Here is a 15,262-nt window from a genome sequence, read left to right as displayed (position 1 = left end):
TTATCGTTTATTCACTTAATTATTAACCTAACAAAATAACAAAAATAAATAATGAAACAGCATTTCAGCCCTATAAAAGCTAGTTTAGACCATTTATTTTGCGATAGGAACCTCTTATACTTGTTGTGAAGCGCTTACATATATCAGTCATAAGCAATAACAAAAATAACAAACAGGAGGGTTAACATGAAGAAGATACGTAAGTGGATTGCTGCGCTAATCGTACCTATGCTCGTCATCTCGGTAGTCTTGCCTGCATTTGCTCAAGCGGCAGCAGCAGACGAACGCGGACACTGGGCACAGGCGGCGATTGAGAGATGGAAAACAAATGGCGTAGTGGGCGGATATTCGGACGGCTCCTTCAGGCCGAACCAAAACGTGACTAGAGCGGAGTTCGTCACGATCGTTAACGCAATTCTTGGATATACGGCGGAGTCGAAAGAACCGTTTGCGGACGTGGAGTCGGCTGCTTGGTACGCAAAGTCCATCTCGGCTGCCCGCGCGGCTGGTTATTACGAGGGCGGCTCCAACAATAAAGCGAATCCGGCACAGCCGATCACCCGTCAGGATGCAGCGGTCCTAGTGGCTAGAGCCTTTCACCTGAACGGAAATGGCAGCGCTTCCTTTGCGGATGCGGACAACGTTTCGGAATATGCAAAAGCCGGCGTGGATGCGCTGGCAGGCGTGCTTAGCGGCTATAAGGACGGCACCTTCCGGCCTAAGGGCCATTTGACGCGCGCGGAGCTTGTGACGGTAATAGACAAGCTTATTCAACAATATTATCCGAAGGCGGGTTCGTTCGGAGGCTCGTCCATTTCAGGCAATGTTGTTGTGAATGCGGCAAACGTTGTCTTAAAGGATGTTGCGATAACCGGCAATCTTTATTTGACTGCAGGCATTGGCGATGGCGACGCGACGCTCGATAACGTAACGGTAACGGGCACGACGTACATTTGGGGCGGCGGGGTCCATACGGTTGCTGTCAATAACTCGGTACTTGGCGAAGTTCAAGTGAATCGTCAGGATGGGCCGGTACGCGTCCTGTTTAGCGGAACGACGACTGCTCAGCATCTAACGGGCAGCAGCGAGTTTACGCTTGAGCTTGGCGAGGGCACCTTCATTGGGGAGCTTGCACTGGATGGTCAGGCGAAGGGTTCCACTATCAAAGGCCAAGGCAATGTGAAGAAGGCGAATGTGGATGCGGACGGCGTTACCTTGAACGGCAAGCCGCTCAGCAAAGGAGCTAGCGTGATTACGAAAGGCGCTGCGGATGCTTCTGGCGCAAGCGGCGGCACTGGCAGCTCCGGTAGCGGCAGTGGTGGTGGAAATGGCGGCGGTGACGGCAACGGTGGCACGGAACGTGTAGAGAACCTCGTCGATTCGAATGCAACCGATTATACCAAATCGCTGTTTGCTTATTTGGATGATGTGCGCGGCAAGCAAGTATTGTTCGGCCATCAGCATGCGACGACGGAGGGAATCTCTTTTACCGATACGAAAGACATTCAATCGGATGTTAAAAATGCGGTAGGCGATTATCCGGCTGTCTTCGGCTGGGATACCCTTAGCTTGGAGGGCAAGGAGAAGCCCGGCGTTTCGAACGATACGGAACAAAGCAGAATCAATCTGACCGCCAAAATGAAGGAAGCGCATGAGCTCGGGGGCATCGTTACGCTCAGCGCGCATCTGCCTAACTTTGTAACGGGCGGCAGCTTTAACGATACAAGCGGCTCGGTTGTGCAGCATATTTTGCCGGGAGGCGACAAGCATGCTGACTTTAACGCATTTCTCGATCGGATCGCCGCGCTTGCGAGCAACCTGAAGGATAACGACGGGAAGCTTATTCCGATCTTGTTCCGTCCCTTCCATGAGCAGAACGGCGGCTGGTTCTGGTGGGGCGCCAAAACGACAACGACAAGCGAGTATGTGGAAATTTACCGGTACACCGTTGAGTATTTGCGCGACGCCAAGGATGTTCATAACCTGTTGTACGTCTACTCGCCCAACGGTACCTTTGGCGGCAGCGAATCCAATTATTTAACGACCTATCCGGGCGATGATTACGTTGACGTGCTCGGCATGGACCAATACGACAATCAGCAAAGCCCGGGCAGCGAGTCCTTCCTTAACAATCTCGTTGCGGACTTGGCGATGATCTCGAAGCTCGCTGATTCCAAGGGCAAAATAGCCACTTTCTCCGAGTTCGGTTATAGCCCGCAAGGGATGCTGCAGCAGGGCAACGCGGATAAAGCTTGGTTTACGAAGCTGCTGAACGCAATCAAGTCCGACCCAGACGCCAAACGGATTTCTTATATGCAGACTTGGGCGAATTTCAGCACGAACGGCAATCTATTTGTTCCTTATCGCAATGCTCCGCTGCTTGGCGATCATGAGTTGCTAGAGGATTTGGTCGCGTACTATAACGATCCGTATACCGCGTTTGCCAAAGAGGTAACGGACGTTTATGGGCATCAGGTGAAAGCGGCGGCCGAGCAGCCATTCCTGCATGTTGCAAGTCCTGTTAATCAAAGCACCGTAAGAGAGAACCGGACGGTTGTTCGCGCCCGCGTTCTGAATACGGTACCGTCAAAAGTCGTGTATGTAGCACAGGGCTCCTCGGTTGAAGTGCCGATGGCCTTAGACTCAAACGGCTTCTACTCGGCGAATTGGATGCCTAACGGAGAGCAAAATGGCAAAACAGCCGATATTACGGTGAAGGTTTACAAAGAAAACGGCGTGGCGCTTGAGCAAACCGTGACGGTTTTTGTCAAAGCGGATCGAATCGCACTGAAGACATACACATTTGACACAGACATCGCGGGTATTCAAAATAACGGCACTTGGCCGTCAACGATGGGCTTAACGCTTAGTCATGAGAGCTTTAACGGCGATGGCGCCCTTAAACTTAGCGTAACGGATGCGGTATATCAAGATACGTGGCAGGAGCTTAAGCTTGCGCTAGTCCAAGCGGCAAGCGAGGTTCCGCTCGTTGCGGTGAATCGTGTTTCCTTTGATGCTTGGATTCCGGTTTCGGCGGGCTCGGAGTCGGCAAGCGCAAGTCTGCGCGGCATCGTGCAGCTTCCGCCAGACTGGACGGATGCAGGGAAATACGGCATGCTGACGACGGAGAAGAAGCTTGCGGAATTGCCTGTCGTTACGGTAGACGGGGTGGATTATGCGAAATACAGCACTTACATTGATTTAAACGATCCGGGCAAATCAGCAGAAGCAACAAGCCTTGCTTTGTCGATTATCGGCAGCGGCCTGCAGCTTGACGGACCGATCTACGTCGATAATATTGCACTCCTAAACAGCTATTATGAGCCGCCGGTTATCCCTTCGTTAGTCGACCATTTTGAAGGGTATCAAGGTGTGAACGCTGCGCTGCAAGCGAAGTTTGTAAAAGCGGGCGGCGATACGGTTAATGTCAGCTTGGATGGCGAGCACGAGAGCGGCGGCATGTATGCGATGAGATTCGACTACACGCTCGCAGGCTCGGGTTATGCCGGTATTACCAAAGCGCTTGGCGGCGTAGACTGGTCTACGTTTAATAAGCTCAAATTTTGGCTTGTTCCAGATGGCAGCAATCAGAAGCTGGTCATTCAATTGAAGGTGGATGGCGTCTCTTATGAGGCTTATCCATCGCTCGCGGGAACGGCTGGCGAATGGGTCACCCTTCCATTCAGTGAATTTGCGGTAGCCCCGTGGGATACGGGCAATGCTGGCAAAAAAATAAATAAAGTCAGCTTGAAAAATGTGCAGGATTTCTCGATTTATGTCAATGCGGTATCAGGAGCTGCGCTCAGCAGCAGCTTGTACTTCGACGATATCGAAGCGATCAATGACGGTACGGGCGGCGTGCCAAATGGCGGCAGCGGACCGGGCAGCATGCCTGAGAAAGCCGGCGTACTGTATGATTTTGAAAGCGATGCTTCAGGCTTTATCGTTGAAGTGAACAATGCGAGCGCGACTGCGCCAGTCATTGCCGCTGATGCGGCTGCGAGTGGCAATTTTGCCCTAACCTCTTCATTCAGCCTCGCAGGTTCAGGCTTCGAGCTGACGAAGGCATCGGCGCTTGATCTATCCGCAGTTAGTTCGATAAGCGTTAAGGTCAAGCTGTCAGCCGGTTCGGCGAATGCGCGGCTGTATATCAAAACAGGACCGGATTGGAGCTGGTATGATAGCGGGATGACGGCAGTGGATTCCTCCGGGTTCCAGACGCTTGCGATTCCTCTTGCAGGGGTAGCAGGCCGTGATGCCGTGAAGTCTATCGGTATCAAAATCGAGCCAACAAGCGGCAGCGGCACTGCGTCCGTATACGTGGATGAGATTACGCTAAACTAAAATAAATAATAGACAAAACCCCGGGAGTGGCTGGCGAAAGCCGCCAATGACCGGGGTTTTTCTCATGGCAAGGCGATCACGAATAAAGGATTGAAAAAGTCGGCCGGGCTTAGGGATATACGGCAATCTCGCGAATATACATAAAACGATATGAACAACGACAATGGCAGTCACTTTGCTCATTGGATTTGGACGAGCGGGTATCCATTATCTTTCGTAGGAAGGGTTTGAACAATGGAAAAGCTATTCGCAGTCATTGGTTTTCTCATTATCGATTTATATTTTAATTTAATCCCGAGGTTATTTTCGCTGGAAACTATTTCTTGGCTGCTTTATGCGATCCTATTCTTCATCCTTGTTCATCAAGTGGCCAAGCTGACCGGCTTAAGGGGGATAGAGGACTTAGGCGTAAAAGCCCATTTTGGCTGGAAAAGAAACCTGCGAATCGGTCTGCTGCTTGGCGCCGGCACTTGGGCGGCCATGTATGTGCTCTTGTGGAGCTTCGGGGACTTTCAGATCGTGGGCGTAAAAAAGGCGCCGGAAGCGGTCCTTTTTGCCATCGAGGTCATTGGCGTGATGTTTCTTGGCTCGCTCATGTATAATCTCATCGTAAGAGGTTATATCTTCGCTCATCTTAAGGGTAAAATACGAAATGCTCATTTGTTGCTTGTATCGGCTCTTATATTTGCGCTGGATGATATCTGGTTAGTCGGCTTCAGCCTATCAAATGCTCTATTCTCGTTCATACTAGGACTATCGCTTGGTTATGTGCTTCTAAAAACGGGCTCGATTTGGATGAGCACCGGCATGCATATGGGCGTAAGCGTCATGTATTGTTTCGTATACGGAGTTCCGGGAAGCGAAGCTGCGACAGGCTTGCTGGTTACGGCATCCGGCGATAACGTTTCGTTTGTGCTTGAGCATGCCCATACGTTTGCGGCTATCGTATTGCTTCTAGTTATTCTGGTTATCTATCCGTGGTTGAAGCTGAATTCGGTTCATACATACAGGCACTAAATAGAGCGAAGGATGGGGAGGATACTATAGCAGTTGAGTCGAGTGATGAAAAATAAAGTTGCGCCGCATGCTTCGATTCGCTATAATCACTATAATTCAAGTCGAAGGGATTGGGTATCATGTACACACTCCAATTGAATCAGCATCATTATTTCACCAAGCGTTAGCACCCCTGATCAATATTCAGGGTGGGCTAGCGCTTCTCGCGTTGGCCTCCCTGCAGCATACGATGCGCGCAGGACCAAGAGGTCCTGCGCGTTTTTTTTATTCCAATAAATGTAGAGAGGAATGATCGTGATGCAAAATGTAAAGGGGACTTACGATTATTTTGGCAAAGAACAGGCGCTGCGGAGACGGATTCAGGATACCCTCCGCGATAAGTTTGAGCTTTATGATTTTAATGAAATGGTGACGACCGAGCTGACCGAACTTGATTTATTGACCTCAAAATACGCAGGCGGCGATGAAATTATAAAAGAAATGTACCAGCTCACCGATCAGCGCAGGCGACGATTAGGCTTGCGGTACGACCTCACGATTCCATTCGCGAAAGTGATCGCTTTAAATCCGGGTATGGAATTGCCGATTAAACGGTATGAGATCGGGAAGGTGTTCCGAGACGGCCCCGTTAAGCGCGGAAGGCTGCGGGAGTTTTTGCAATGCGATGTGGATGTGGTTGGTGTGAAAGGCCCCGAGGCTGAGGTCGAGTTGATGCAGCTGGCAATCGACGTGTTCCGGTCGCTTACCATCAAGGTTCAGCTGAAATGGAATAACAGACGGTTTCTTGGCGAGATTATGGCAGCCATCGGCGTTCCCGCAAGCGAATCGCTGTCGGTCATGCTGACGCTGGATAAGCTTGCGAAGGTGGGAGAAGCCGGCGTGAAGCTGGAGCTGGCCGAGAAAGGGTTGGCTGACGAGGTGACGGAAGCTGTCATTGAGCTGATTGCCTTGCAAAATCCTACGTTTGAGGAAGTTATGGACAAATATGGCCTGCGAGGCAGCGCCGGGGCGCTGGAAGTGCTGGCTGTAACCGATATTTTGCGTAAGCTTGGCCTTGCGCAGGATTGCGCATTTGATCCTTTTCTCTCGCGAGGGCTATCATTCTACACGGGGACGGTCTACGAAATTTTCGAAACGTCAAACGGCTTCGCTTCGAGCTTGGGCGGCGGCGGGCGGTATGATGCGATTATCGGACAACTGGTCGGCAGGGACGATACCGAGTATAGCGCCGTAGGGCTATCGTTTGGCATGGAGTCGATTATGGCGCTGCTCGAAAACCGTGCGTCGGAGCCGTCCTCCGCTCCCGTCATTCTCATACCTGTTGGCGTGACGGCTGCGGAAATGCTGCAAGCGGCGGCCGAGCTGCGCGCCAGCGGGATTCGAGTGAAGCTGGATACTAGCGGACGCAAGCTGAAGAACATTCTTGCCTCGGTTGCAGGCAGCGGCATTCGTTATGCGCTGCTTCTGGGCGAGACGGAGTGGAAAGCCGGAATGGTGAGACTAAAGGATATGGCTGAGCGGACCGAGCGTGAAGTGAGCTTGGACGAAGCGATATACGTGCTGGAGAACGAAAGCTGTCCCCTATTATTCGCTAATTAATGAAAGGAGAGCGGCCATTTCGAACAGATGCTTTCTGTTTGAAATGGCTGTTTCTGCTTTCCGAAAAATAGGACAAGCAGGCGGCCAAACAGTGATTGACAGCGTTTTCAAACTAGCATATACTGGGAACAAGTTAATAATGTGACGGAGACATGGAGATTCACAACAATTGCTTATCCTATTTTGGGTTTGCTTTTGATGGGAATCTTTTTTTGTTCCTCACAAACCAAAGGGAGGTCGTTATTAGGATGAAACTTTTCTTCTCTAGGCGTATCTCGATTATTGTCGCGCTTGTGGTTGTGCTGGCTGGCTGTTTGATCGCGAGCAATGTGCAAACAAGCGGCGGCAGCGTGAAAGTATCGGACGTAAGGTTTGCCGGCGACGGGGGCAATATGCTTAGCGGCCTGCTCTATACACCGGCAGACATGGACCCGAGCAAGACGCATCCTGCCGTGCTGACGATGCACGGCTACATCAACTCCCGTGAGGTGCAAGACCCATTCAATATCGAATTCGCGCGCAGAGGTTACGTGGTGCTTTCCATGGATATGGAGGGTCACGGTTATTCCGAGCAATCACCGCTTGATCCTACAATGAGAGGATCGCTGGCTAGCCTTAGCTACCTTAGAAATTTAGCCTTCGTCGATAAAGAGAAAATCGCGTTAGAAGGCCATTCGATGGGCGGCTGGTCGGTGCTGGCAGCAGCAACGGCGAAGCCGGAGTGGGTCCATACCGTAATTCAAGAGGGCTCTTCAACCGAGACGTTTGGCTCCGGTGAAGTGACTGCGGAGACGCCTTTCAATTACGCGATTGTATTCAGCAAATATGACGAATTCGCCCCGCTCATGTGGGAGGTGCCGAAGGCATCCCAAATTGTGGGCACCGATAAGCTCAAGAAAGTGTTCGGCACGGCTGAAGCGGTAGTTCCAGGCAAGCTGTACGGCTCTTTTGAAAATAAATCGGCGCGTTTGCTCTATATCCCGAATGTCATTCATCCTGCAGACCATTGGTCAACTGCAGCGGTCGGCAATGCAATTGATTTCCTTCAACAAGCGATGCCTGCTCCAAACGCCGTTGATCATAACGATCAAACATGGCGCTTGAAGGAATATGGCACATTGCTCGCGTTAGTCGGAGCTTTTATGCTCATGTTCTCCGTAGCAGGAAATTTGCTTGGAACGAGCTATTTCCGCAGAGTCATCCAGCCATTGCCTGAGCCGCGCGGCGTCCGTCCGGGAGCAGGCTGGGTGCTTGGCGCTTTGGTTGCAACGGCAATTCCGGCGATTACCTTCTTCAAATTCCAAGAGTGGGGAAGCAAATGGATGCCGGCAGGCAGCTTCTGGTCGCAATCGCTCACGAATGGCTTCGTCATTTGGATTCTTTTTAACGCGGTTATTGCTGTTGTCTTGTTCGGATTATGGCATAGGTTCGTTAATCAGAAGCAGGGAGCTTCCTTGCGGCACTACGGGGTATCCGGTCAAGCCGGTTTCTTCGGACTAGACATTGGAGCAATGGGCAGAGCTCTTGCGCTTGCTCTCCTATCTGTTGGAAGCGTGTATGCAACGACGGTTGCCGCAGCTGCGCTTTTCCACATCGATTTTAGGATATGGGTGATGGGCCTGAAGGTGATGAGTGTCGACCAGCTGTCCCTGATGCTCAAATATGCGCTTCCTTTCCTTATTTTCTTCTTAGTGAACGGTCTGCTGCTGCATGGTCAATTCAGGCTTAAAGAGAGCGACTCTGAAACAAAAACAGCATGGAAATGGTTTCTCTCTAACGCGATGATCAATACGACCGGCATCCTTGTCCTCATTCTCATCCAATACGTGACGATGTTCGCAACAGAGCAGCTCTTTTGGAAATCGCAGGCGCTGCTTGGCATCGTAGCTTTCCAATTCGTTCCGGTAAACATCGTAATGGCGCTCGTGTCGACTTATTTCTTCCGCAAAACAGGCACCATCTATGCAGGCGCATTTGCCAATACGCTCTTGATCACCTGGTACATCGTCGCAGGGCAAGCGATTCAATTCGCAGGCCAGCCAGCCTCCAACACGACAGCGATTGTCATATTCGCCATCTCAGCTGTTATTGTTGCTGCTGTGCTGTTCTTGAGAGGCGGCAAAGCTGTGAGCAAAGGGAAGAGCACGTCTGCTTAACGAGCATTTCTGCATATAAGGGCTGCTCCAAAAGGTCTGAGACCTTTTGGAGCAGCCCTTTGTTTATGTTATGTTCTCCTCCCGATATTGGGCAGGTGAAAGACCGTATGTTTTTTTGAAAGGAGCTTTGAGTCCTGTGCGTTTTTTTTTATTCCAATTCAAAGAGAATCACCGCGCAAATGCTCTTTCGGAAAAGACGAGTTGACTTTGCGTGGATAAAAAATAAAAACTATAGGGTATTATTGAAATTATTTCCTTAAATAAGCGAAGCGCTATCTAGAGTATGGGCGCTTGTTCGTGTTATCCCGTACGCGAGTATTTCTTTTTAAAAGGAGTCAATATGATCTATAAAGCCATAATTCCTCTTCTGCGGATGAGCACCTCTCCGGTATTGATCAACGACGAAATAGGCCAAGCCGTAGGAACAATGAACAGGTATCACTCTAGCAAAATACAAAGGCTGATGAATACTCTTTTTGATAATGTAGTGAATAATGTTCAGGCTTTTAACCTAGAGGGTGAAGTTCAGGCAGATATTAAAGAGATAAACACAATAAAAACATTGCTTATGGAAAAATGGCATGTCCGCTTGCGGGAACAACATTTCATATGCGAGAATCGGACGAAGATTAGAACGCATCCGCAGTTTTATTATGAGAAGGGCACGGTTAAGGTATGGATAAAAAAAGATTTCACAGATAGAACCATCCGATTTACCGTGGATCAAGTCGTCGTTGCCGAGGTTTATCCAGAAGGGTTGCTGCCGCCAAAATCCAACCATCTTACATTTAAAATATGGGATGCTCGATTTGATATTTACGAAATTGCGTCATTATACTATGTGTTTAACTTGAAAAACTAGCCGATTCCTGTGTGTTAGATCCATTGCAGCTTTACAGGATTAACAGGAAAATACCCATCTAATTTTCTGGCGGGGGCGGCAAATAGAGCATTTAGCTGGAAAATCTCCCGTTAAAAGCAGCACTCTTACTCCAAATGGGCATATATTTGAAAATTAACGGGAGAAAATCCTGCTAACATTAATTTTCACCGGTAATCGCTTCGAATAACAGGAATTTTTCCCGCTAATCTTGCTGCTTTCAGTGCGCTATGGGGAGGGGAGCGCCTCAACCAGAGGCGCAAGCTGCTCTTTTTTTGGACTATGCTCCCGAAATAGGTGTGGAGATCTTTGTGAAGCTCACACGATCTACCTTCCACGTCTTATCCACATAAACCAGATTCATTTGTCGAATAACGGAAAAGATTTCATAACCATCATGCCCGGTGTCCAATGATTGCGAAAGCCTTGCAGTTGTCCGGCTCAAATAATTGGGGGAGATTAGAGGAGCGCCAAACTGATTCTTGTATTCAAACCCTTTAGTTTGAATAATCGCATTAATGAGACGATCTGTGAAGTAAGGCTTAAAATAAGTCCGAATCTGCTTGATGGAAGACAAATCGGTTGCTTCGTTCAATTTATCGGATAACCGTTTCAAATGGGCAGCCGTTGCTTTTTGAGAGGAAGCAGGCTGAGTTCGTTCGATATTTACGATAATCTGTTTTCCATTCAACGTAATCGTTGCTTGTTGGCCGTACGGATTCCAGTCTACACCCGCTCCTAACGTTTGGCTGACAAATCGCAGCGGAACATAGGTCGTGTTCTGGATTAAGACGGCTGGAACGTCCAGCTCAATTTCAGACTGGTTGACGAGCACTTTTTTGGAGTTAACGGTTAGCAGCAATTCGGTGTCGTCTTTGTTGATTTTGATGGTTTTGAGCTTCTGATTCCACTCCACGGCAGCGTCTAAATTTTGAGATACGTCGCGCAAAGGGATAAGCACCCGATTGTTCTTCAATTGGCCGTTATAAATCTCTACGGGCCGGCTATCTGCAAAGCTGCAAGTTGAAAAAGCAGGGACAGCAAGCAGGGCAGACGCCAATAACGTTAACGTCAACTTTTTAAACATTTTTTCCTCCTGAAAATATAAAGATTATATAGTCCTTTCTTATATTAAGTAGACGTAAATCTGATCAGAAAGTTACAGGCGGTCAAAATCACCAAAGTAAACTTTGCTAATTTTGACCGCCTGTTAGACGTTCGTATAGGAGAAGCTTTTCGCAGCTTTAAGCGTGGGTAGGCACTTTCAGCAGCTTCTGGATATGCTTTTCGATTTGCTCAGGCGTATCCTTTGATCCGAAGCGCTTCAGTATTTTGCCGTTCTGATCGACTAGAAACTTCGTGAAGTTCCATTTGATCGATTTGGAACCTAGGAAGCCGCGTGCTTCATTGGTTAGGAGCTGGAACAACGGATGAGCAGTGCTGCCGTTCACATCGATTTTCGCAAATAGCGGGAAAGATACTCCGAAGTTGATTTCGCAAGCTTCAGCCACTTGGCTGTCATCGCTTAGCTCTTGATTGGCGAACTGTGAGGAGGGAAAGCCAAGCACGGCGAAGCCTTGTTTATTGTACGTATCGTGAAGCTTTTGGAGACCCTTGAACTGCGTGGCGAAGCCGCATTTGGTTGCTGTATTTACGATGAGCATAACTTTCCCTCTGTAGGGGGCAAGCGTTTGTGATTCACCTCTAATCGTCTTCACGTCAATATTGTAAATGGACATAGGGATAACCTCCAATAACCGATTTTATATTTTGTATAATTAAATTGTAAACAATTTATCATGCGATGTCAATTTATATTTAAAGGCTGAAAGCAAAAGAGAGGCTGCCCGCATCGATGCTCGGCAGCCTCTCCGTTCCATTTTATTATTAGATAACGACATTCGCAGCCCCGGCTTGACGAAGCAGAGTTTCCGCTTCAGCCGCCGATTCTGTTTCGATAATGAGTAAATAACGTCCGAGCTCCACGGCATCGCCGCATTCCTTGGCATGCTCCGCTGGAATGCCGATGTCATGCAGCACATCATGGGTACTCGGGTATTGGTCTGGATCGTTCACGATTGGAACAAAGCCAGTCGGACTGCCGCTTGCGCCAATCGATCCGGCCGTGTAGCCGCCAGCAGCGAGCGGTACGGCTCCTACCGGAGGTACAGCCCTCTCGATTAGAGGCTCCTGAGCTTCGCGTATTTCATAGACTTCTTCTACAGGGACATCTGATTGAGATGCTAGTATGGGGGCCGACTCCTTGTTTTTTACGACAATTCGAAGGTTGTAGTCATTCCATGCATTTGCTTGAAACCTTTTGATTGCGTCCAATACGCTTTCTTCTTTCTTGAAAATGCCGATGGTCACCGTCATGGTGAGCCCTCCTCTCGCCTTATAGCTATAATGAGGTACAGCTACTAATACCCTTCCCTCACAGCTTTGAATCGAGATTCGGATTGAAGATTCGAATAAGCTCAGCTCAGCGACAGACGAACCGTGACACCTCGCTGATTTCGTTAATTTCATCAGCCGTCAGTTTGAAGCGCATCGCCTTCACGTTTTGTTCGGCGTGATGGATTTTTGATGCGCCGGGAATGGCGAACACCGTCTCTCCATGAGCGTGGATAAGCCAGTTCAGCGCCACCTGCGTTGCGGTCGCATCGTAATGGACAGCCATTTGCTCCAGCGAATCTATGAGCGGCTTCGAGCGGCTCAGTCCCTCTTTGCGGAAAGCAGGGCTCCATTTGCGCGGACCGCTTATCGATTTAACCAACTCGGGGTTATGATGAAACTTTCCGCTTAATATGCCTTGCTCAAGCGGAGAGTATGCGATAATAGCAGCGCCAAGCTCCTGTGCGGTTTCCAGTATGCCGTTCTGCTCGATTCGGCGGTCAAGCAGGCTGTACTTCACTTGATTGGATGCGAGCCGCAGGCCATGCTCCCGCAGGACGCGGTCAGCCTCGCGCATTTGCTTGGCGGAGAAGTTGCTGACGCCTACATGCTCAATTTTGCCGGCAGCCGCAAGCTTAGCCATTTGCTTCATCTCACTGCTTACGGATGATAAGGAGAAGGGCTGATGCACCTGATACAGGTTAATCGTGCGGCCTTCAAGCAGCTTTATTCGTTCGTCGATGGTGCTGCCGATACTGCTGGCTGTGCGCATAAACGGCCACCATTTGGTCGCAATGAAAACAGGATCATTCGCAGGTATCGTTTCGCGCAGCGCACGCGCGAGCAGCTGCTCGGATTGGCCGTTGCCGTAAATTTCGGCTGTATCGAACCAGTTCATCCCGCCTTCATAGCTGGTTTTGACAATGTCATTAATGATGCTGCCCTGCAGAACAGGCCAAAACTTTCCGACGAGGCCTTTGCCGTTGCTGAACTGCCAGCAGCCGAGGCCAAGTGGAGATAATTGCAAATTCGTATGGCCAAACGGCCGGAGTACGGATTTTGTCATTGCTTATTGCCTCCTGGATAAGTAGTGGGAGCACTGCTTATTGGCAGTTACTCTTTGGCAGAGCTTTGCTGCATGCGGTGAAGGAATTGATGCATAAGCTCCAGCATCGCAGCTCCTTCTTCCGGTGTTCCGTCAAGCTTGCATGCGAGCTGGTAAGGGAAATCAAGCGCTTGTTCCTTCAAGGCTCTGCCTTGCTCAGTCAGCTCGACCAAGACGCTGCGCTCATCATTGCGATCGCGCGTGCGAGTAATATGGCCGGCAGCTTCCAGCTTTTTGAGCAATGGAGTCAAGGTGCCGGAGTCGAGGTAAAGCTTGTTGCCGAGCGCAGTTACTGTGACGTGATCCTGCTCCCATAGGGCGAGCATCGTCACATATTGCGTGTAAGTGAGGTCTATTTTCTCCAGCATCGGCCGATACAGCTTCGTTATTTCTCTGGAACAGGCATAAAAGGCGAAGCAGATTTGGTTGTCGAGTTTTAACAGATCGTTGCTATCCATGTTGTTGTCCTCCAAAGGAAGGTGAATTTATTTTTTATCGTGCTATCCAATCACTTTATTTCGTAAAATTAAATTGTGATAAATATAATATAGAGGAAATGACAATAAACTGTCAATGAAAGCGGCGCCGCGACTATTGTTGAAGTTATACGTTTAAGTATGCTATAGTTACAGCGTTTATTTGATGAAGGAGTGAGCAGGATGTCCCATACGGCTAATGAAGTTGCAGAGTGGATGCTGAACGAGTTGAAGGAAAAAGGAATTTTGCACCAAAGCGCTGCCGTTGAGCATATTAAAAGCCAGTTTGGCGAATCTTTTATATATGTGAATGAGCATGGCAACCAATCGATCGATAAAGAAGTGAAGAAAGTATTCCGTAAGCTGCACAAAGGGAAAGCGGCATGGGAGAGAGACGGCTTCTTCTGGGGCTGGAGCTAGTTTTTGAAATAGGCGTTGCAGCTGCATGGCTTGATGCCGATGCACGAATGGTGCAACGCCTCGGGGTACCATCCATTTATAAATATGAGCTGCAATGATGCAGCTTCACTAACATATCGTCCATTTTGGATGAACAACTTGACAAAGGTAACTGTAATCATTAAACTTACAGTATGGAAGTCACGAATTAGACGGCGCTAGAGCCTCGGGAGTCTCAAAGTATCGTCTACTTTTTTAAAGTAAATGTACTAAAAAAAGTTACAGTTAAAAGGGTGTTCTTACTATTAGGGATAGGTGGTGTTGGAAGATGAAATTCAACATAAGCGACTGGGTGCAAGGTAAAACGAAAGATGGCGAGCTTATTCACGGATTTGTCGAAACGATCGATATTTTGCAAGGTTTCGTAACCGTAAATGTAGTGAAATCAGATAACGAGGAAGTCATAGGGAAAATCGTTGCCGTTCGGTCATCTTGGCTCAAAAACGTATCCGACATTGCATTAGATGATGCCCAGGTTTTTCAAAATTCAATCGACCTGGCATTGGATACTTGGGATGAGGCTTGGTTTATGGAGCTTACGAATTCCCAGAAGGCAAGCGAGGAAGCAGCCAAATCCGGAGACCGTTCCAAAGTATATTCATTCCCTGTCAATCGACTCGGCCAATCCGCTTAAATAAGCGGGTTCGGCTTTTAAACCATAGCAGTGCCTATAAGAAGGGTGAAGCCAAGCAAGCTGCTGGCGTCATCCTTTTTTATTTGCGCGGGAAGAGGGACAAATCCATCTATTTGAATTTAAAATGGGTAAGGGAGTCATCAAATGTGATTGAAAATTTCAACATGAGTGGTTGATTTTTTGCATTACGGGAAATTG

Annotated in this window: 12 protein-coding genes; 7 read left to right on the top strand and 5 right to left on the bottom strand. The window is 48.9% G+C overall.

Annotated features, from left to right (window positions below; genetic code table 11):
- The first annotated feature begins 186 nt into the window (after positions 1-186).
- The 5 genes from A7975_RS23645 (at position 187) to A7975_RS23625 (ending at position 9,978) form a co-directional block, all read left to right on the top strand.
- Positions 187-4,344, top strand: a complete 4,158-nt coding sequence (locus A7975_RS23645; RefSeq protein ID WP_065386728.1) for a glycosyl hydrolase — start codon at positions 187-189, stop codon at positions 4,342-4,344.
- 234 nt (positions 4,345-4,578) lie between these two features.
- Positions 4,579-5,361, top strand: a complete 783-nt coding sequence (locus A7975_RS23640; RefSeq protein ID WP_065386727.1) for a CPBP family intramembrane glutamic endopeptidase — start codon at positions 4,579-4,581, stop codon at positions 5,359-5,361.
- Positions 5,362-5,658: 297 nt separating this feature from the next.
- Entirely contained in the window at positions 5,659-6,960 is a 1,302-nt protein-coding gene (locus A7975_RS23635) for a histidine--tRNA ligase (protein ID WP_065386726.1), read from the top strand.
- A gap of 248 nt (positions 6,961-7,208) precedes the next feature.
- Positions 7,209-9,116: an alpha/beta hydrolase family protein gene (locus A7975_RS23630; protein WP_065386725.1), complete on the top strand. Its 1,908-nt coding sequence runs from the start codon at positions 7,209-7,211 to the stop codon at positions 9,114-9,116.
- 340 nt (positions 9,117-9,456) lie between these two features.
- Positions 9,457-9,978 carry a tubby C-terminal domain-like protein gene (locus A7975_RS23625; protein WP_065386724.1) on the top strand — a complete coding sequence of 174 codons (522 nt, stop codon included), beginning with the start codon at positions 9,457-9,459 and terminating at the stop codon, positions 9,976-9,978.
- A 298-nt stretch (positions 9,979-10,276) separates the two neighbouring features.
- Here A7975_RS23625 and A7975_RS23620 read toward each other — a convergent pair whose 3' ends face one another.
- The 5 genes from A7975_RS23620 to A7975_RS23600 form a co-directional block, all read right to left on the bottom strand.
- Positions 10,277-11,083, bottom strand: a complete 807-nt coding sequence (locus A7975_RS23620; protein ID WP_065386723.1) for a stalk domain-containing protein — start codon at positions 11,081-11,083, stop codon at positions 10,277-10,279.
- Between the two features lie 157 nt (positions 11,084-11,240).
- A complete protein-coding gene (locus A7975_RS23615; protein ID WP_053373060.1) occupies positions 11,241-11,735 on the bottom strand; it encodes a glutathione peroxidase in 495 nt (164 codons plus the stop codon).
- Positions 11,736-11,883: 148 nt separating this feature from the next.
- On the bottom strand, positions 11,884-12,372 hold the full coding sequence (locus tag A7975_RS23610; RefSeq protein WP_053373059.1) for a hypothetical protein: 489 nt from the start codon (positions 12,370-12,372) through the stop codon (positions 11,884-11,886).
- A 106-nt stretch (positions 12,373-12,478) separates the two neighbouring features.
- Positions 12,479-13,456 (bottom strand): aldo/keto reductase, encoded by a 978-nt coding sequence (locus A7975_RS23605; RefSeq protein ID WP_053373058.1) that lies wholly within the window; start codon positions 13,454-13,456, stop codon positions 12,479-12,481.
- Positions 13,457-13,503: 47 nt separating this feature from the next.
- Entirely contained in the window at positions 13,504-13,953 is a 450-nt protein-coding gene (locus A7975_RS23600) for a MarR family winged helix-turn-helix transcriptional regulator (protein WP_065386722.1), read from the bottom strand.
- A gap of 201 nt (positions 13,954-14,154) precedes the next feature.
- Between A7975_RS23600 and A7975_RS23595 the strand changes: the two genes are divergently transcribed.
- Both A7975_RS23595 and A7975_RS23590 read left to right on the top strand, forming a co-directional pair.
- Positions 14,155-14,391: a DUF6953 family protein gene (locus A7975_RS23595; RefSeq protein ID WP_053373056.1), complete on the top strand. Its 237-nt coding sequence runs from the start codon at positions 14,155-14,157 to the stop codon at positions 14,389-14,391.
- A 307-nt stretch (positions 14,392-14,698) separates the two neighbouring features.
- The gene (locus tag A7975_RS23590; protein ID WP_053373055.1) at positions 14,699-15,064 is read left to right on the top strand and encodes a hypothetical protein; all 366 of its coding nucleotides are present in this window, start codon (positions 14,699-14,701) and stop codon (positions 15,062-15,064) included.
- Positions 15,065-15,262: the final 198 nt, after the last annotated feature.

The organism is Bacillus sp. FJAT-26390, assembly GCF_001682865.1.
Taxonomy (GTDB): domain Bacteria; phylum Bacillota; class Bacilli; order Paenibacillales; family Paenibacillaceae; genus Pristimantibacillus.
This window is presented reverse-complemented; position numbering and strand designations above follow the sequence as displayed.